Origin of the sequence: Streptomyces sp. NPDC059679 (genome assembly GCF_042734105.1) — a bacterium.
GTDB lineage: Bacteria > Actinomycetota > Actinomycetes > Streptomycetales > Streptomycetaceae > Streptomyces.
Genome location: NZ_JBHWES010000038.1, coordinates 21,873 through 39,185 on the forward strand (window position 1 = coordinate 21,873; position 17,313 = coordinate 39,185).

General features: G+C 71.7%; 18 protein-coding genes. 10 read left to right on the forward strand and 8 right to left on the reverse strand.

The genetic code is table 11. The features are described from left to right. Positions 1-86: 86 nt before the first annotated feature. The 3 genes from lspA to ACFV2X_RS32650 are packed head-to-tail and all read right to left on the reverse strand — an operon-like array spanning position 87 to position 1,765. Entirely contained in the window at positions 87-665 is a 579-nt protein-coding gene (lspA, locus tag ACFV2X_RS32640) for a signal peptidase II (RefSeq protein WP_385623463.1), read from the reverse strand. A gap of 48 nt (positions 666-713) precedes the next feature. Continuing rightward, positions 714-1,412, reverse strand: coding sequence for a PH domain-containing protein (locus ACFV2X_RS32645; RefSeq protein WP_385623466.1), 699 nt, complete (start codon positions 1,410-1,412; stop codon positions 714-716). 59 nt (positions 1,413-1,471) lie between these two features. Continuing rightward, positions 1,472-1,765: a hypothetical protein gene (locus ACFV2X_RS32650; RefSeq protein ID WP_385623469.1), complete on the reverse strand. Its 294-nt coding sequence runs from the start codon at positions 1,763-1,765 to the stop codon at positions 1,472-1,474. 48 nt (positions 1,766-1,813) lie between these two features. Between ACFV2X_RS32650 and deoC the strand changes: the two genes are divergently transcribed. The 4 genes from deoC (at position 1,814) to ACFV2X_RS32670 (ending at position 6,009) form a co-directional block, all read left to right on the forward strand. Further along, a complete protein-coding gene (deoC, locus tag ACFV2X_RS32655; RefSeq protein ID WP_385623470.1) occupies positions 1,814-2,824 on the forward strand; it encodes a deoxyribose-phosphate aldolase in 1,011 nt (336 codons plus the stop codon). Positions 2,825-2,831: 7 nt separating this feature from the next. Then, a complete protein-coding gene (locus ACFV2X_RS32660) occupies positions 2,832-4,355 on the forward strand; it encodes an aldehyde dehydrogenase family protein (protein ID WP_385623473.1) in 1,524 nt (507 codons plus the stop codon). Between the two features lie 17 nt (positions 4,356-4,372). Beyond that, a complete protein-coding gene (locus tag ACFV2X_RS32665) occupies positions 4,373-5,251 on the forward strand; it encodes an aldehyde dehydrogenase family protein (RefSeq protein WP_385623475.1) in 879 nt (292 codons plus the stop codon). A 95-nt stretch (positions 5,252-5,346) separates the two neighbouring features. Further along, entirely contained in the window at positions 5,347-6,009 is a 663-nt protein-coding gene (locus ACFV2X_RS32670) for an ATP-binding protein (RefSeq protein ID WP_385623477.1), read from the forward strand. Between the two features lie 223 nt (positions 6,010-6,232). On the opposite strand, the gene ACFV2X_RS32675 is transcribed toward ACFV2X_RS32670, so the two are convergent. Continuing rightward, complete coding sequence (locus tag ACFV2X_RS32675) at positions 6,233-7,060, reverse strand: SigE family RNA polymerase sigma factor (protein ID WP_385623480.1); 828 nt, start codon at positions 7,058-7,060, stop codon at positions 6,233-6,235. A gap of 203 nt (positions 7,061-7,263) precedes the next feature. Between ACFV2X_RS32675 and afsQ1 the strand changes: the two genes are divergently transcribed. The 4 genes from afsQ1 (at position 7,264) to ACFV2X_RS32695 (ending at position 10,886) form a co-directional block, all read left to right on the forward strand. Continuing rightward, on the forward strand, positions 7,264-7,941 hold the full coding sequence (gene afsQ1, locus ACFV2X_RS32680; protein WP_014177233.1) for a two-component system response regulator AfsQ1: 678 nt from the start codon (positions 7,264-7,266) through the stop codon (positions 7,939-7,941). Positions 7,942-8,038: 97 nt separating this feature from the next. Beyond that, entirely contained in the window at positions 8,039-9,568 is a 1,530-nt protein-coding gene (locus ACFV2X_RS32685; protein WP_385623482.1) for an ATP-binding protein, read from the forward strand. Next, positions 9,565-10,167, forward strand: coding sequence for a hypothetical protein (locus ACFV2X_RS32690; RefSeq protein WP_385623484.1), 603 nt, complete (start codon positions 9,565-9,567; stop codon positions 10,165-10,167). Before ACFV2X_RS32685 ends, ACFV2X_RS32690 begins: the two co-directional genes overlap by 4 nt. 131 nt (positions 10,168-10,298) lie before the next feature. Next, a complete protein-coding gene (locus tag ACFV2X_RS32695) occupies positions 10,299-10,886 on the forward strand; it encodes a VanZ family protein (protein ID WP_385623486.1) in 588 nt (195 codons plus the stop codon). An 82-nt stretch (positions 10,887-10,968) separates the two neighbouring features. On the opposite strand, the gene ACFV2X_RS32700 is transcribed toward ACFV2X_RS32695, so the two are convergent. Together ACFV2X_RS32700 and ACFV2X_RS32705 are read right to left on the reverse strand one after the other, a co-directional pair. After that, complete coding sequence (locus tag ACFV2X_RS32700) at positions 10,969-11,265, reverse strand: hypothetical protein (RefSeq protein WP_385623488.1); 297 nt, start codon at positions 11,263-11,265, stop codon at positions 10,969-10,971. A 146-nt stretch (positions 11,266-11,411) separates the two neighbouring features. Next, positions 11,412-12,578 carry an adenosine deaminase gene (locus ACFV2X_RS32705; protein ID WP_385623490.1) on the reverse strand — a complete coding sequence of 389 codons (1,167 nt, stop codon included), beginning with the start codon at positions 12,576-12,578 and terminating at the stop codon, positions 11,412-11,414. Positions 12,579-12,704: 126 nt separating this feature from the next. Here ACFV2X_RS32705 and ACFV2X_RS32710 point away from each other — a divergent pair, with 126 nt between their 5' ends. Then, entirely contained in the window at positions 12,705-13,469 is a 765-nt protein-coding gene (locus ACFV2X_RS32710; protein ID WP_385623492.1) for an alpha/beta hydrolase, read from the forward strand. An 18-nt stretch (positions 13,470-13,487) separates the two neighbouring features. Here ACFV2X_RS32710 and ACFV2X_RS32715 read toward each other — a convergent pair whose 3' ends face one another. Then, the gene (locus tag ACFV2X_RS32715) at positions 13,488-14,408 is read right to left on the reverse strand and encodes a LysR substrate-binding domain-containing protein (RefSeq protein WP_385623493.1); all 921 of its coding nucleotides are present in this window, start codon (positions 14,406-14,408) and stop codon (positions 13,488-13,490) included. A gap of 170 nt (positions 14,409-14,578) precedes the next feature. Here ACFV2X_RS32715 and ACFV2X_RS32720 point away from each other — a divergent pair, with 170 nt between their 5' ends. Further along, the gene (locus tag ACFV2X_RS32720; RefSeq protein WP_385623496.1) at positions 14,579-15,931 is read left to right on the forward strand and encodes an MFS transporter; all 1,353 of its coding nucleotides are present in this window, start codon (positions 14,579-14,581) and stop codon (positions 15,929-15,931) included. Between the two features lie 97 nt (positions 15,932-16,028). Here ACFV2X_RS32720 and ACFV2X_RS32725 read toward each other — a convergent pair whose 3' ends face one another. Next, a complete protein-coding gene (locus tag ACFV2X_RS32725; protein ID WP_014177242.1) occupies positions 16,029-17,309 on the reverse strand; it encodes a thymidine phosphorylase in 1,281 nt (426 codons plus the stop codon). Positions 17,310-17,313 lie beyond the last annotated feature (4 nt).

Below are 17,313 nucleotides of genomic sequence, written 5' to 3' on the forward strand. Positions count from 1 at the left end.
TGCCGGAACTCCGAACTCGGCGGCGGCACGGGCGCCGTGGGACTCTCAGTGAACGGAAGCGGTCACAACAACAGCTGGACGATCACCTACGAAGCGCCAACCCCTCCCTGCCGAGCCGGACCGCCGTCGCCCCCGGCATCGGACGGACTGTCCACAGGACCCAGCTCCTCCCCGCGGAAGGACAGCAGGACCACCAGGGCGCCCCCGCACGTGATCGCCCAGTCGGCGAGGTTCATCACGCTGAAGTCGCGGACCGCGATGAAGTCGACCACCGCGCCCCGCATGGAGCCGGGCGAGCGGAAGACACGGTCCGTCAGGTTTCCGAGTGCCCCGCCCAGCAGCAGCCCCAGCGCGAGCGCCCACGGCGTGCTGGTCAGCCGGCGCGACACCCGGACGATGGCGACGGCGACGGCCGCCGCGATCAGTGTGAAGACGATGGTCGTCGCCTCACCGAGGCCGAACGCCGCGCCCGGGTTTCGCTGCACCCGCAGCTCGAGCCAGGTCCCGATCACCGGGACGGGGGCACGCCCTTCCAGCCCCGCGACCACCGCCAGTTTGCTCCCCAGATCGATGGCGTACGCGATACCGGCCACCAGCCACAGCAGCCACACCCGCCGCCGTCCGGCGGCGGGTGTGTCGGTCTTCGGCGCATCGCTTGTTGTCACGCTCGGCCTCCTCGCCGTCCCGGTCCCACTCCGCCCGCTCAGGGCCGCTCAGGTGATCGCCAGCACCACCGCGAGCAGCACCGCCCCCGCCACCGCCGGGGCGATGACCTCGAACGCCCAGCGCACCTCGGGCTCGCCCTGCGCGCCTTCCCGCGTGGCGTGGGCCTCCGCGAGGCCGCGCAGCTCGTCGATGGAGCGGTCGGCCTGGGCCCGCCGCTGCTGGTCCGCGTCGGCCGCGGCCTGGACGGACGTACGGCCGAAGGGGTCCTCGGTCGCCGCCCGCGCCTGCCGCCGGGTGGCCCGCTTGCGCTGCCGCAGCGACACCGGGATGGCCCACATCTGGTACTTCGCGCCACCCGCGAGCACTTCGCTGGAGTAGCCCGCGCGCACCGCCTCCACCGAGCCCCAGGGCAGGGTGATCGTACGGAAGGGGTTGCGCACCCGCAGCCGGTCCTGGCCGGCGAACACCGCGGGCCGGACCGTGAAGGCGATCACCAGGGGCACCGCGAACAGCAGCCCGGCGAGCGCCAGCCACGGCGCCCGGCCCTCGCCCCGGATCATGGCGTCGATCCCCAGCCAGGCACCGATCGCGAGCAGCAGTACGCCGCCCGCGATGCCGCCCGGGGAGCGGTAGACGCGGTCCGCGTACTCGGTCTCCTGGTCAGCGGTCCCCTTCTTGGACCCCTTGGGCCCCTTGGGCCCGCGCGGGGTGGAGGAGTCGTGCGAGGAGTCGTCCGGGCTCGTCATGGGGCCGATTCTGCCCCACGGGCGCGGCGGCCCGTATGCAGGGCCTCGCGCCCGTAAGCCTAGGACTCGACCGCCAGCCGCAACCCGAGCCCGACCAGGACCGCCCCGGAGATCTGTTCCATGCGGCGCCGCCGTCCCTGCCAGTACGCGCGCCGACACGACACCTCAGCCGTTTCCGCCGGTTCCGTATCCGGCCCGCCGCGCCCACCGCGCCGGCCGACCCGCCGCGCCTGCCACAGCGCACGCGCTCCCATCCAGACCAGCACCGCGGCGCCGGTGATCCGTATGACGTCGTAGGCGACCTGCGAGGCCAGCAGCAGGGCCGAGCCCACAAGTCCTTTCTCACCGGGCACCCGGGGGTGACATTCGGCTACGCGCGTAGATATGCTCCCCTGGTGACCATGCCCACCACAGTTCCCGCATACGGCGCGGAGGCGGCCGAGCGACTGGCGTCGATGGCGGATGTGACCGCCACCGACGGCGCGCTGCGCCGCTTTCTGCACGGCCTGCCGGGCGTCGACGCGGTCGGCCTGCAGGCCCGTGCCGCCGCGCTCGGCACCCGCTCGATCAAGACCACGGCGAAGGCGTACGCCATCGACCTGGCCATCTCCATGATCGACCTGACGACCCTGGAGGGCGCGGACACCCCGGGCAAGGTCCGGGCGCTGTGCGCCAAGGGGGTCAGCCCCGATCCGACCGACCGCTCCGTCCCCAAGGTCGCGGCGATCTGCGTCTACTCCGACATGGTCGCCACCGCCAAGCAGGCCCTGGCCGAGGCGGGCGGCTCCGAGGTCCATGTGGCCTCCGTGGCGACCGCCTTCCCCTCCGGGCGGGCGGCGCTCGCCGTCAAGCTCGCCGACACCCGGGAGGCCGTGGCCGCCGGGGCCGACGAGATCGACATGGTGATCGACCGCGGCGCCTTCCTCTCCGGGCGCTATCTCCAGGTCTTCGAGGAGGTCCGGCAGGTCAAGGAGGCGTGCCGGCGTACGGACGGCAGCGGCACCGCCGCCCACCTCAAGGTCATCTTCGAGACCGGCGAGCTGCAGACGTACGACAATGTGCGCCGCGCCTCCTGGCTGGCCATGCTCGCGGGCGCCGACTTCATCAAGACCTCCACCGGCAAGGTCGCGGTCAACGCGACGCCCCCCGTCACCCTCCTCATGCTGGAGGCGGTCCGCGACTTCCGCGACACCACCGGGGTGCAGGTCGGGGTGAAGCCCGCGGGCGGCATCCGTACCTCCAAGGACGCCATCAAGTACCTGGTGCTGGTCAACGAGACGCTGGGCGCGGACTGGCTGACGGCCGACTGGTTCCGCTTCGGCGCCTCCAGCCTCCTCAACGATCTGCTGATGCAGCGCCAGAAGCTGAGCACCGGACGGTACTCCGGTCCCGACTATGTGACGGTGGACTGAGACTGCCATGACGAACCCAGCCATCACGAACCCCGCCATCACGAACGCGTTCGAGTACGCGCCCGCGCCCGAGTCCCGCTCCGTCGTCGAGATCGCCCCGTCGTACGGGCTCTTCATCGACGGCGAGTTCGCCGAGGCCGCCGACGGCAAGGTCTTCAAGACCGTCTCCCCCGCCTCCGAGGAGACGCTGTCCGAAGTCTCGCTCGCGGGCGCCGAGGACGTGGACCGGGCGGTCAAGGCGGCCCGTAAGGCCTTCGGGAAGTGGTCCGCGCTGCCCGGCGCCGAGCGCGCCAAGTACCTCTTCCGGATCGCCCGCATCATCCAGGAGCGCTCGCGCGAGCTGGCCGTCCTGGAGTCGCTGGACAACGGCAAGCCGATCCGCGAATCGCGCGATGTCGACCTCCCCCTGGTCGCCGCGCACTTCTTCTACTACGCGGGCTGGGCCGACAAGCTCAAGTACGCGGCCCGCGGGCGGAGCCCGCTAAACGGCACGAGCGGCGACAACCCCCGCCCGCTCGGCGTCGCGGGCCAGGTCATCCCCTGGAACTTCCCGCTCCTGATGCTCGCCTGGAAGATCGCCCCCGCCCTCGCCGCGGGCAACACGGTCGTCCTCAAGCCCGCCGAGACCACCCCCCTGTCCGCCCTCTTCTTCGCGGACATCTGCCGCCAGGCCGGGCTCCCCAAGGGCGTCGTCAACATCATCACCGGCGACGGCTCCACGGGCGCCGAACTGGTGGCCCACCCCGGGATCGACAAGGTCGCCTTCACCGGCTCCACCGAGGTCGGCAAGGCCATCGCCCGTACGGTCGCCGGTACGGAGAAGAAGGTCACCCTCGAACTGGGCGGCAAGGCGGCCAACATCGTCTTCGACGACGCGCCGATCGACCAGGCCGTCGAGGGCATCGTGGGCGGCATCTTCTTCAACCAGGGCCACGTCTGCTGCGCGGGCTCCCGCCTCTTGGTCCAGGAGTCGATCCAGGACGAGCTGCTGGACGCGCTCAAGCGCCGGATGCGCACGCTCCGGGTCGGCGATCCGCTGGACAAGAACACCGACATCGGCGCGATCAACTCGGCCGAGCAGCTGGCCCGGATCCGTACCCTCGCGGACGCGGGAGAGGCCGAGGGCGCCGAGCGCTGGGCCCCGGAGTGCGAGCTGCCCTCCTCCGGCTACTGGTTCGCGCCCACCCTGTTCACCGGCGTCACCCAGGCACACCGCATCGCGCGCGAGGAGATCTTCGGCCCGGTGCTCTCCGTCCTCACCTTCCGCACCCCCGAAGAGGCGGTCGCGAAGGCCAACAACACCCCGTACGGGCTGTCCGCCGGCATCTGGACCGAGAAGGGCTCGCGCATCCTGTGGATGGCGAACAAGCTCCGGGCGGGTGTGGTGTGGTCCAACACCTTCAACAAGTTCGACCCGGCCTCTCCGTTCGGCGGCTACAAGGAGTCCGGTTACGGTCGCGAGGGCGGCCGCCACGGCCTGGAGGCGTACCTCGCCGAAGCAACCGAGCCGACGAGCGAGCGCAGCGAGTGAGAAGGGGAGTGCGACCAATGAAGGTGTCTGATGACCGCACTGAGCGCCTGGGCGTGCTCAAGACCTACAAGCTGTTCGTCGGGGGCAAGTTCCCCCGGTCCGAGAGCGGGCGGGTGTACGAGGTGACCGACCCTAAGGACCGCTGGCTCGCCAACGCGCCGCTCTCCTCCCGCAAGGACGCCCGCGACGCGGTCGTCGCCGCCCGCAAGGCGTTCGGCGGCTGGTCGGGGGCCACGGCCTACAACCGCGGCCAGATCCTCTACCGCGTCGCGGAGATGCTGGAGGGCCGCCGCGAGCAGTTCGCGCGGGAGGTCGGCGACGCGGAGGGGCTCGGCAAGTCCAAGTCCGCCGCCGTCGTGGACGCCGCGATCGACCGCTGGGTCTGGTACGCGGGCTGGTCCGACAAGGTCGCCCAGATCGCCGGGGCCGCCAACCCGGTCGCGGGCCCGTACTTCAACCTCTCCACGCCGGAGCCGACCGGTGTGGTGGCCGTGCTGGCGCCGCAGGAGTCGTCGTTCCTCGGGCTGGTCTCCGTGATCGCCCCGGCGATCGTCACCGGCAACACGGCCGTGGTCGTGGCCAGCGAGCGCGCCCCGCTCCCGGCCCTCTCCCTCGGCGAGGTCCTGGCCACCTCCGACCTCCCGGGCGGCGTGGTCAACGTACTCTCCGGCCGCACCGCCGAGATCGCCACCCCGCTCGCCGCCCACCAGGACGTCAACGCGATCGACCTCGCGGGCGCGGACGCGGAGTTGGCCCGCTCGCTGGAGGAGGCCGCCGCGGACAACCTCAAGCGCGTTCTCCGTCCACAGCCTGTGGATTGGTCGGCCGACCCGGGCACGGCCCGGCTGCTGTCCTTCCTGGAGACGAAGACGGTGTGGCACCCGATGGGCGTCTAGCACACCGCACCGGGCGAACGCCGCGCGACCGCCGGGGGAACACCACACGACCTGAGGGGTCCCTCCGGCGGCGCCATGCCTCACACTGGTATCCCGTGACCAGTCCTCCCATAACCGCCCGCGTCGTCCTGCTGTCCGGCCCCTCCGGCTCCGGAAAGTCGTCCCTGGCGGCCCGCACCGGCCTGCCCGTGCTCAACCTGGACGACTTCTACAAGGAGGGCGACGACCCCTCGCTGCCGCAACTCCCGGGCGGGGCGGGCGCCGACTGGGACTCGCCGCTGTCATGGGACGCGGACGGCGCGGTCGCGGCGATCGAGGCGCTGGGCCGTACGTCGCGTACGACGGTGCCGGTGTACGACATCGCCACCAGCGCCCGCGTCGGCGCCGAGCCGCTGGGCATCGGCCGCTCGCCGCTGTTCATCGCCGAGGGGATCTTCGCCGCCGACATCATCGAGCGCTGCCGCGCGCTCGGCCTCCTCGCCGACGCCCTGTGTCTGCGCGGCCGGCCCTCCACCACCTTCCGCCGCCGGCTGCTGCGCGATCTGCGGGAGGGGCGCAAGTCCGCGCCCTATCTGCTGCGGCGGGGCTGGCGGCTGATGCGCGCGGAGCGCGGCATCGTGGCGCGGCATACGGCGCTGGGGGCGTATCCGTGCGGGAAGGACGTGGCGATGGGCCGGATCGCCGCCGCCGCGGCGTCCGGGCGGGCCTGCCCCAGCCCGAGAACCGCGGAGCCGGCGTCGCCGAGCAGGACCTCTTGAGGCGCGCGCACCTCTTGAGGCGCGCGCCTGGATGTGCCGCGGCGGTGGCGCGATGCCGCTTGACGTAATGGCGTAATGAAAAGGCGGGCCCGGACAGACCCCCCGGCCGTCCGGACCCGCTCGATTCCCCCGTGATCCCCCGTGTTTCCTCCGTACTACCGACGCTCCCCCGAACGCCGGCCCCCGTGGTCCCCCCGTTTTCCCCCGTATCCCCCGTTCATCCTCAGGCGACAAGCTCGCCGAAGGACTCCTCCTCGTCACGGCCGAAGCTGAGGGCTTCGTCCTCGCGCAGCCGGCGCAGCGAGCGCCAGATGCCGCTTTTGACCGTTCCGACACTGATGTTGAGAATGTCCGCGATTTCCGGGTCTGTCCGGCCCTCGTAGTAGCGCAGCACCAGCATCGTGCGCTGCAGCTCGGGCAGCCGGGCCAGGGCCTGCCACAGCACGGCGCGCAGCTCGGTGCCGCGCATCGCGTCGTGGTCGCCCGCCGTCTCCGGCAGCTCCTCCGTCGGGTACTCGTTGAGCTTGCGCCGACGCCAGGCGCTGATGTGCAGATTGGTCATGGTGCGGCGCAGATAGCCGCCGACCGCCGCCTTGTCACTGATCCGGTCCCAGGCCCGGTAGGTCGAGAACAGCGCGCTCTGCAGCAGGTCCTCGGCCTCGAACCGGTCACCAGTCAGGTGGTAGGCGGTGGCGTACAGGGAGGCGCGGCGCTCTTGGACGTAGGTGGTGAATTCCACCTCCGACGTCCCGCACCGCTCCCCCGATGCCTCCCTGTACGAGCTTCCCCCGCTTCCTCCGCGGCCCCCCTGGTCCGCGGAGCCCCCCTCTTCCTTGGAGCCGGCCGGCTCCACCGGTCCCCCCGGGCCCGTGTTCCCCCCAGGGGCCCCCGTGTACGCGTCAATGGCCACCACATAAGGAGGCCGCTGACGCCCGGCGCCGCGAGCGCACCCCCGCCCGCTCACGGCACCGGACTTCTCGTTGCTCCGGCCGGCGTCGTGGAGGCGCGTGCGAATGACTGCGCTGGCGTTGTTGAAGTGCAGTGTGTTCATGTCGCGCCCCCCGTCGGTAGAGCTTGCTCGGTTCCTTGTGCTTCCCGGGTCTTCGTTCCTCCCGGTGCCCAAAAGATTGCCGGGCCAGTTTCATGGCCCTGTCTGCCGACTGTCACAGGCTCGTCACAGGGGTAGGGAGTGAATGAACCTCCTGACTGCCTGACGGTCGAACTACAGGCCCCTTGTAGGCCAGAATGACCAACGTGCCTTTCCTTCTGCTGATCGAGGACGACGACGCCATCCGCACGGCCCTCGAACTCTCCCTGTCCCGCCAGGGCCACCGCGTGGCGACGGCGGCGACCGGCGAGGACGGCCTGAAACTGCTGCGCGAGCAGCGGCCGGATCTGATCGTGCTGGATGTGATGCTGCCCGGCATCGACGGCTTCGAGGTGTGCCGCCGCATCCGGCGCACCGACCAGCTGCCGATCATCTTGCTGACCGCGCGGAGCGATGACATCGACGTCGTGGTCGGTCTCGAGTCGGGCGCGGACGACTATGTGGTCAAGCCCGTACAGGGGCGGGTGCTCGACGCCCGGATCCGCGCGGTGCTGCGCCGCGGTGAGCGGGAGGCCAATGACTCGGCGTCGTTCGGCTCTCTGGTCATCGACCGCGCGGCCATGACCGTGACCAAGAACGGCCAGGACCTCCAGCTCACCCCCACCGAGCTGCGGCTGCTGCTGGAGCTGAGCCGCAGACCGGGGCAGGCGCTGTCGCGGCAGCAGCTGCTGCGGCTGGTGTGGGAGCACGACTATCTCGGTGACTCCCGGCTGGTGGACGCCTGCGTACAGCGACTGCGCGCGAAGGTCGAGGACGTACCGTCGTCCCCGACGCTGATCCGTACGGTGCGCGGGGTCGGATACCGGCTGGACGCGCCACAGTGAGCGGGGTAGCGAAGCTTTGAGCGCGGTGAGGGGGCACCACCCAGCGGCAGCTGGGGGAGGGAAGCCCAGCCGGGCGCGTGGCTGGGCCGCGGGGCTGTTGCGGTGGCTGAGCCTGCGGCTGCGGCTGATGCTCGTCTTCGGTCTGGTGGCGCTGGCGGCCGCCGTGTCCGCGTCGGCGATCGCGTACTGGCTGAATCGTGACGCGGTGCTCACACGCACGCAGGACGCCGCGCTGGACGACTTCAGCAAGTCACTGAAGGAGGCCACCGACCCGCTGCCCGCCGTGCCGACCTGTCCCGAATTGCAGGACGCCGCGGATCGGATGGCGGACAACACCCAGAAGTACGAGGTGCTGCTGATCGCCCGGACCGAGGGCGGCGGCCCGTGCACCGCCGCCTCAGCGGAGGATCTGCTGACACTCAAGACGGTGCCCGAAGCACTACGGAGCGCGGTCGACAAGAAACGCGCCGTCGCGGGCTCCAACACCTCCCCGTATCACCTCTACTGGCAGCGGATCACGCTGAAGGGCACCCCGTATCTGATCGGCGGAGCCCACGTGAACGGCGGCGGGTCGACCGGCTACATGCTCAAATCCCTGGAGACCGAGCGCCAGGACCTCAACTCCCTGGCCTGGTCCCTGGGCATCGCCACCGCCCTGGCGCTGATCGGCTCCGCGCTGCTCGCCCAGGCCGCCGCGGCCACCGTGCTGCGGCCGGTGCAGCGTCTTGGCGAGGCGGCGCACCGGCTGGGCGAGGGGCATCTCGACACCCGGCTCGAGGTCTCCGGCACCGATGAGCTCGCCAATCTCTCCCGTACCTTCAACCGGGCCGCGGAGCGGTTGGAGAAGCGGGTGGAGGAGCTGAGCGCGCGGGAGGCGTCCAGCCGACGCTTCGTCGCGGACATGTCGCATGAGCTGCGTACCCCGCTCACCGCGATCACGGCGGTGACGGAGGTGCTGGAGGAGGAGACCGACGCGCTCGACCCAATGATCGCCCCGGCGGTGCAGCTGGTGGTCAGCGAGACGCGGCGGCTGAACGACCTGGTGGAGAACCTGATGGAGGTGACCCGCTTCGACGCGGGCACGGCACGGCTGGTCCTGGACGACGTCGATGTCGCGGACCAGGTGACGGCCTGCATCGACGCCCGGGCCTGGCTGGACGCCGTCGAGCTCGACGCGGAGCGCGGCATCATGGCCCGGCTCGACCCCCGGCGGCTGGACGTCATCCTCGCCAATCTGATCGGGAACGCCCTCAAGCACGGCGGCTCGCCGGTGCGGGTCTCGGTGCGGCCCGAGGACGACGATCTGCTGATCCGGGTCCGGGACCACGGCCCGGGCATCCCTGAGGATGTGCTTCCGCATGTCTTCGACCGCTTCTACAAGGCCAGCGCCTCCCGACCCCGGTCGGAGGGCAGCGGCCTCGGCCTGTCGATCGCACTGGAGAACGCGCATATCCACGGCGGCGAGATCACCGCGGACAACTCTCCCGACGGCGGAGCCGTCTTCACGCTGCGGCTGCCCATGGACGCCTCACGGCTGAGCGAACCGGACCAACCGGACCAGAGCGGTGGCGAGGGTGGCGACCGACAGGGCGGCCAGGACGGCCCGGACGAGGGGAGCGAGCGATGAGGCGGCGAGTGGCGGGCGCGCTGCTCGGGGCGGTGGCGCTGCTGGCCTCGGGATGCGGCATCCGCGGTACGTCGGTGCCGGTCGACGCGGGCCCCGCCCCCTCGCGCGCGTCGTGCCAGGCACCCGAGCCCGGCCGGTCGGCCGAGGGTGCGGGCCGGGTCACCGTACGGGTCTATCTGATCTGCACGTCGCGGATCCTCTCGGTGAGCCGGTCGGCACGGCTGACGGACGAGAAGACACCGCCCGAGCCGCTTCAGGTCGCCCGCGCGCTGCTTGAGCAGTTGCAGGACCCGCCGTCGAGGGCCGAGGAGGAGGCGGGGTTCTCCACCGCGGTGGAGGACTGGGTACGGGTCTCCGGACCGGCCAAGGGCGATCCGGACGGCGCGCTGCGGCTGAACCGGCTGCCGGAGGAGCTTCAGTCGTACGCGCTCGCGCAGATCGTCTGCACCTTCGCGGAGACCACCGTGGCGGACTCCAGGCACCGGGTGGTGCTCGGCGGCCCGGACGCGGACCGGGATCCGCTCAAGCGGTACGAGTGCACGGGGGAGATGCGCCGCCACCCCGAGATCGCGGTCACTTCGGGCGTACTCGTCTCCTGACGCTCTGCGCGCCCCAGCCTCCCCCGCGCCCCCGCCCTCCTTCCCGCTTCTGGCCGACTCACCGGTAACCCGTTTCTCACCAGCGCGACTCGGCCGGAACCGCGACCCCCGCAACAGGCGTCCTGAGAGTCGTGCAGGGTCATGGTTCCGGCCGCCGCAGGGCCGCCTTCCGCTTCCGCGCCGCGGGATTCGTCCTCCTCGCCGCACATCTCGCGTATGTGTGCTGGCTGACCCTGCGCCCCCTGTCCGCGCCCTGGGTGACCGCCGTGACCCTGGAGCCGCTGGCCACCATCCGCGCCGATCTGGCGCTCGGCCCCTGGGAGGCCACCCGCAGCATCGGCGGCGGGCTGCTGCTGCTCTCGCCGCTGGGTGTGCTGCTGCCGCTGGCGGGGGGCCGGGTGACCGTCTACCCGCTCGCCTCGTTCGTCCGTACGGTCTTCACCGGCGCGATGGTCTCCCTGACGATGGCGCTGGTGCACAGCGAGCTCACCGGCCAGATCATGAACGTCGACACGGTGCTGCTCAACACGGCGGGCGTGGCGCTGGCGCATCTCGCGGTGGTCCCCGCCGCACGGTCGTGGCTCCGCCGCCGGACGGACCGGCGGCAGGCCGCCACCCTCTCCCGGGACGGGGGCGACGAGGGCCGGGAAGAGGAACGGACCGGGGGCGGCGCCCAGGCCGTGGCCCGTTCCGTCCACAGCGTCGGGGTCGCGCGGTAGGGCAGCACAGCACGCGGCAGCACACAGTGGGGCCCGCACACCCGGATCGGATGTGCGGGCCCACTGCCCGACAGTACGCGGGTCAGCCCAGCAGACCGCCCGGCAGACCGCCGGCCTTCAGGGCGTTGGGGCTGATGGGGAGGTTGTCCAACAGGGTCTTGTTGGGGCCGGGCTGACCCGGCCGCGGGGCCTGAGCCTGGGGTCCGGGTGCGGGTGCGGGCCCCTGCCCGACGGCCGCCTTCGCCTGCCCGGCACCCATTCCGGGGCCCGCGGGCCCGACCGGAGCGTTGCCGGCCGCAGCCGCGGCGCCGCCTCCGGCAATGACGGCGACCGCACCGAGGGCAATGGCACCGAGGGTCTTGATGGTTCCCTGCTTCATCAGAAATCTGTCCTTGAGACGGGGGCTTGACCGGTACGGCAACGTAGCCATGGATTTCGGCCTTCCGCAAACCCGGAAAAGCGCCCTCCACTTGCCTTCCGGTCGTTTATCCCCGTCCGCTTCCCGCTCCGCGAGATCAGCCGCCATCAGCCGCCCTCGACGTGAGACCACCTGGTCAGGGGTGATGCGGAGGCCATCTGACGGAACAGCCATTCGGACTTCAATTCGGCATACCCGGGCTTGATCACGTCATTGATCATCGCCAGACGTTCATCAAAAGGAATGAACGCCGATTTCATTGCATTGACCGTAAACCATTGCATGTCGTCGAGCGTGTAGTGGAACGTCGAAACGAGGTGCTCGAATTCATCACTCATGCTTGTGCCGCTCATCAGACGATTATCCGTATTCACGGTCGCCCGGAATTGCAGTCGGCGCAGCAGCCCGATGGGGTGCTCGGCGTACGAACGGGCCGCGCCGGTCTGGAGGTTCGAGGTCGGGCACAGCTCCAGCGGGATGCGCTTGTCCCGGACGTACGAGGCGAGCCGGCCGAGGGTCACGCTCCCGTCGTCCGCCACCTCGATGTCGTCGATGATGCGGACGCCGTGGCCGAGCCGGTCGGCGCCGCACCACTGGAGCGCCTGCCAGATCGAGGGCAGTCCGAAGGCTTCGCCCGCGTGGATCGTGAAGTGGTTGTTCTCCCGCTTGAGATATTCGAAGGCGTCGAGGTGGCGGGTGGGCGGGTAGCCCGCCTCGGCGCCCGCGATGTCGAAGCCGACGACGCCGTGGTCGCGGTAGCCGTTGGCGAGTTCGGCGATCTCCAGAGCGCGGGCGGCGTGGCGCATCGCGGTGAGCAGGGCGCCGACGCGGATACGCAGACCCTTCTCCCGGGCCCGCCGCTCCCCCTCCCGGAAGCCCTCGTTGACCGCCTCGACGACCTGTTCCAGGGTCAGCCCCCGGGTCAGATGCTGCTCGGGGGCGTAGCGCACCTCCGCGTAGACGACCCCGTCCTCGGCCAGGTCCTCGGCGCATTCGGCGGCGACCCGGAACAGCGCGTCGCGGGTCTGCATGACGGCGCAGGTGTGTGCGAAGGTCTCGAGGTAGAGCTCGAGCGAACCGGAGTCGGCGGCCTCCCGGAACCAGCGGCCGAGCTCCGCCGGATCACTCTTCGGCAGCCCGTCATAGCCCGTCTCACGGGCGAGGTCGACGACGGTGGCGGGGCGCAGCCCGCCGTCGAGATGGTCGTGCAGCAGCACCTTCGGGGCGCGGCGGATCTGCTCGGGGGTGGGGCGGTCCTGGTGCTCGCTCGTCATCTGCGCACCATACCCCTACGCGCGTAGATCGTGTCATGTGCGGCTCCGCCGCGTGGCCCCGATAGATATGCAACAGTGACCCGCACGAGTGGTGGAGTACACCGCTCCTTCTGCGATCGTGTCGCCATGGTTCAGCAAGCGTTGCCCGAGCGGGGCGCCAGGCTGGGGCGGCCGAAAGGCGCGGCCGCCGCACAGGAGACCGTGCACGGTGTGGTGTTACTGCTCCCCGGGGGTCCGGAGACCGGCACCGGACGGCCCTCGCGGCTGTCGGTTGCCGCGGTGCTGCCCCTGGCCCGGCGGCTGGTCCGGGCGGGCCGCGCCGAAGGGCTGACCGCCCATGTCGTCCACTACCGCCACCGCGGCTGGAACGACACCGCGGCCGACCCCGCCGTGGACGCCGAGTGGGCGGTGGACGAGGCGATACGGCGCTACGGCGATGTGCCGGTGTGCCTCGTCGGCCACGGCATGGGCGCCCGCGCCGCCCTGCGCGCCGCCGGACACGACGCCGTCGTCTCGGTGGTCGCGCTGGCCCCGTGGCTGCCGCCGGCCGAGTCCGCGCTGGAACCCGAGCCGGTCAAGCAGCTCGTCGGGCGGCAGGTGCTGATCGCCCACGGGACGAACGACCAGCGGGCCGACCCCGAGTTGTCGTACCGGCTCGCGGAGCGGGCCAAGAAGGCCAACCGGGACGTGTGCCGCTTCGAGGTCCACGCGGACGGCCACGGCATGCACCACCACCGCTCCGAAGTACAGGCGCTGGCCGCCGACTTCCTGCTCGGCTCGCTCTTCGACCACGGCTTCTCCCGTCCGGTCGAGGACGCCCTCGCGGCCCCGCCACCGCTGGGGCTGCGCATGCCGCTGGCGGCGGGGTTCGGCTCGACACTGCCGGGCTGAGCCCCGGCCTGACGGGGTTCAGCCCGGCAGGAGTTGTCCGCGGCGGCTGAGCAGGAAGCGTTTGAAGGCCGCGACCGGTGCGGTGTCCGGATGGCCGTCGAGCCAGGCGACGCCGATCTCACGGACCGCCCGCGGGGCCGTCACCGTCAGCTCGGCCACCCCGGGGCGCGGCACCGCCGGGGGCGGCAGCAGCGCCACTCCGAACCCCGCGGCCACCAGGCCGCGCAGGGTCTCGGCCTCCTCCCCCTCGAAGGCGATCTTCGGTTTGAAGCCCGCCTCGGCGCACAGCGCGTCGGTGATGCGCCGCAGCCCGTAGCCCGGTTCGAGGGTGACGAAGAGCTCCGTGGCGGCCTCGGCCAGCCGGATCCGCTTACGGTCGGCGAGCCGGTGGTCGTCGGGCACCACCAGGCGCAGCCGCTGCTCGTCGAGGCGGCGGGCGACCAGGTCCGGGGCGTCGGGGACGGGTGAGGTGAGGCAGAGGTCGAGGTCGCCGGTGCGCATCCGCTCGATCATCGCCTCGCCGTAGCCCTGGACGAGTTGGAAGCGCGCCCGCGGGTGGTCGACCCGGAAGGCGCGGATCAGACCCGGTACCGTCTCCGGGCCGAGGGTGTGCAGAAAGCCGAAGGCGATCTTGCCCGCGGCGGGGTCGGCGTCGGCCCGTACGGTCTCGGCGGCGCGCTCGACCTCGGTCAGCGCCCGTTCCACCGCGCGCAGGAACGTACGCCCGGCGGGGGTGAGCGCGACGGTGCGGCCGCGGCGGGCGAACAGGGCTACGCCCAGGTCCGCTTCGAGGCGTACCATCGCCCGGCTGAGCGTCGACTGGGGTACGCCGAGCCACTGCGCGGCCCGGGTGACGTGCTCGTGCCGGGCCACCGCCGCGAACTGCACCAGGCGGGGCGTCAGGGACGCGGCCCAGGAGTCGGCCTCGAACTCGGCCATGATGCGATCGACGGCCTGGGACCCGGCTGTGGACCCGACTGTCACGGGAATGTCTTTTTCATTGCGGGGGCGTGACAATGACCTCGCTGGCCTCGGCTGATGCTGCACAGCATCGATTATGGCAATTCCGTGCATTGGACGCATCAAAAGGCGCCACATACGGTCGAGACATGCCTCCTGCTGATACCGAGGCGTCCACCGGAACCCCTGTGGACGCCTGCGTCACCACGTCGTCGACCCCCGACCGAATGAGCCCCGGAGACCCCGGCTTCGGCCGGATGCGGCTCGCGCTCTTCGCCGCCGGTCTTGCGACGTTCGCCCTTCTCTTCTCCACCCAGGCGCTGCTGCCCGCGATCTCCGCCGACCTCGACGTCCAGCCCGACCAGGCGAGCTGGACGGTCTCCGCGGCCACCCTCGCGCTGGCCCTCGCGGTGCTTCCGCTCAGCGCCCTGTCCGAGCGCTTCGGCCGCCGCGCCATGATGACCGGCTCACTCGCCGTCGCCGTCGCCGTCGGCCTCGTGGTGCCCTTCGCCCCGGACCTGGGCTGGCTGATCGCCCTGCGCGCCGTCCAGGGTGCCGCAATCGCCGGCATCCCCGCCTCCGCGATGGCCTACCTCTCGGAGGAAGTACGCCCCTCCTCCCTCATCAGCGCCATCGGCCTGTTCGTGGCCGGCAACAGCTTCGGCGGTATGACCGGCCGACTGCTCACCGGCTGGGTCGCCGACGGCTGGGGCTGGCGCGTATCGCTGGCCACGGTCGGCGTCCTGTCGCTGGTCTGCGCGATCGCCTTCCGGCTGCTGCTGCCCAAGGCGCGCCACTTCACCCCGTCCGCGGTCAGCCCGCGCGCCTTGGCCCGTACGGTCGGCGGGCATCTGTCCGATCCGCTGCTGCGCAGGCTGTACGCGATCGGCGCGCTGTTCATGACCGTCTTCGGCGGCGTCTACACGGTCATCGGCTACCGCCTGGTCGCCGAGCCCTTCAACCTCTCGCAGTCCCTGGTCGGCTCGATCTTCCTGATCTACCTGGTCGGTACGGCGTCCTCCGCGGCGGCCGGAAAGCTGGTCGGCCGACTGGGCCGGCGCGGCGCGCTGTACGTGGGGGTCACCACCACGACGGCCGGGCTGCTGCTGAGCCTCGGTGACTCGCTGGCGGCGGTGCTGCTGGGCCTGGTGCTGATCACCGCGGGCTTCTTCGCGGGCCACGCCGTGGCCTCCTCCTCGGTCAGCCGGGCCGCCAAGACCGGGCGCGCCCAGGCATCGGCGCTCTACCAGACCGCGTACTACATCGGCAGCAGCGTGGGCGGCACCCTCGGCGCGCTGGCCTTCCACGCGGCCGGCTGGAGCGGCACGGTCGTGCTCGGTCTGGTGGCCGTGGCCGGCGCGGCGGCGATCACGCTGTACGCGACGCGGAAGGCACTGGCGGAGCGGCGCGCGGAGATCGTGGCCCGGTCGGCGCAGCAGTCCGAGCGCGCGTCCTCCAACGAGACCACGCAGGGCCTGCGTCGGCTGGCCGCACAGGCGTAACCGCCTGACACCCGCCGATCGGATAAGAACCACAGAGCCCGAAGGGGCCGCACCGCCACTGTCCCGGCGGAGCGGCCCCTTCGCCCATCCGTCTCTTCTACCGCGCGATGCGGTCCAGAACGATCGGCTCGGGTGTGAACTCCGTCCCCGGCGGGGCGTAGCTCACCGCCCCCGCCAGCGCCTCGAGCGCGTAGTCGAACTTCTCCGGCGTGTCCGTGTGCAGCGTCAGCAGCGGATCGCCCGCCCGTACCGCGTCCCCCGGCTTGGCGTGGATCTCCACGCCCGCCCCCGCCTGCACCGGGTCCTCCTTACGGGCCCGGCCCGCGCCGAGCCGCCAGGCGACGACGCCGACCGCGTACGCGTCCAGGCCGGTCAGCACCCCGGTCGACTCGGCCGTCACCACGTGCTGTTCGCGGGCGACGGGCAGCGGCGCGTCCGGGTCGCCGCCCTGGGCGGCGATCATGCGGCGCCAGTGGTCCATCGCGGAGCCGTCCGCGAGGGCCTTGGCCGGGTCGGCGTCCGGCAGACCCGCCGCGTCCAGCATCTCCCGGGCGAGGGCGAGGGTGAGCTCGACGACATCGGCCGGGCCGCCGCCCGCCAGGACCTCCACGGACTCGCGGACCTCGAGGGCGTTGCCCGCGGTGCGGCCGAGCGGGGTGGCCATGCCGGTGAGCAGGGCGACCGTACGGACCCCGTGGTCGGTGCCCAGACCCACCATCGTGGCGGCCAGCTCCCGCGCCGAAGCCAGGTCCTTCATAAAGGCGCCGGAGCCGACCTTCACGTCCAGCACCAGCGAGCCGGTGCCCTCGGCGATCTTCTTCGACATGATGCTGCTCGCGATCAGCGGGATCGACTCCACGGTCCCGGTCACATCGCGCAGCGCGTACAGCTTGCGGTCCGCGGGCGCCAGCCCCTCGCCCGCCGCGCAGATGACGGAGCCGACGTCTTCGAGCACCCGCAGCATCTCCTCGCCGGAGAGCCGCGCCCGCCAGCCGGGGATGGACTCCAGCTTGTCGAGCGTGCCGCCGGTGTGGCCGAGGCCGCGCCCGGACAGCTGCGGTACGGCCGCGCCGCAGGCGGCCACCAGCGGGGCCAGCGGGAGGGTGATCTTGTCGCCCACGCCACCGGTCGAGTGCTTGTCGGCGGTCGGGCGCGCAAGGGACGAGAAGTCCATACGCTCGCCGGACGCGATCATCGCGGCGGTCCAGCGGGCGATCTCCGCGCGGTCCATGCCGTTGAGGTAGATCGCCATCGCGAGCGCGGACATCTGCTCGTGGGCGACCTCACCGCGCGTATAGGCGTCGATGATCCAGTCGATCTGGGCGTCGGTGAGACGGCCGCCGTCGCGTTTGGCGCGGATGACGGTGATGGCGTCCATGGTG

Bases quoted from the DNA above. Each gene is read 5' to 3' on its own strand.
- ACFV2X_RS32645 (WP_385623466.1), bottom strand. From the start codon at position 1,412: ATGACGAGCCCGGACGACTCCTCGCACGACTCCTCCACCCCGCGCGGG.
- deoC (WP_385623470.1), top strand. From the start codon at position 1,814: ATGCCCACCACAGTTCCCGCATACGGCGCGGAGGCGGCCGAGCGACTG.
- ACFV2X_RS32660 (WP_385623473.1), top strand. From the start codon at position 2,832: ATGACGAACCCAGCCATCACGAACCCCGCCATCACGAACGCGTTCGAG.
- ACFV2X_RS32665 (WP_385623475.1), top strand. From the start codon at position 4,373: ATGAAGGTGTCTGATGACCGCACTGAGCGCCTGGGCGTGCTCAAGACC.
- ACFV2X_RS32675 (WP_385623480.1), bottom strand. From the start codon at position 7,060: ATGAACACACTGCACTTCAACAACGCCAGCGCAGTCATTCGCACGCGC.
- ACFV2X_RS32690 (WP_385623484.1), top strand. From the start codon at position 9,565: ATGAGGCGGCGAGTGGCGGGCGCGCTGCTCGGGGCGGTGGCGCTGCTG.
- ACFV2X_RS32700 (WP_385623488.1), bottom strand. From the start codon at position 11,265: ATGAAGCAGGGAACCATCAAGACCCTCGGTGCCATTGCCCTCGGTGCG.
- ACFV2X_RS32705 (WP_385623490.1), bottom strand. From the start codon at position 12,578: ATGACGAGCGAGCACCAGGACCGCCCCACCCCCGAGCAGATCCGCCGC.
- ACFV2X_RS32710 (WP_385623492.1), top strand. From the start codon at position 12,705: ATGGTTCAGCAAGCGTTGCCCGAGCGGGGCGCCAGGCTGGGGCGGCCG.
- ACFV2X_RS32715 (WP_385623493.1), bottom strand. From the start codon at position 14,408: ATGGCCGAGTTCGAGGCCGACTCCTGGGCCGCGTCCCTGACGCCCCGC.
- ACFV2X_RS32720 (WP_385623496.1), top strand. From the start codon at position 14,579: ATGCCTCCTGCTGATACCGAGGCGTCCACCGGAACCCCTGTGGACGCC.
- ACFV2X_RS32725 (WP_014177242.1), bottom strand. From the start codon at position 17,309: ATGGACGCCATCACCGTCATCCGCGCCAAACGCGACGGCGGCCGTCTC.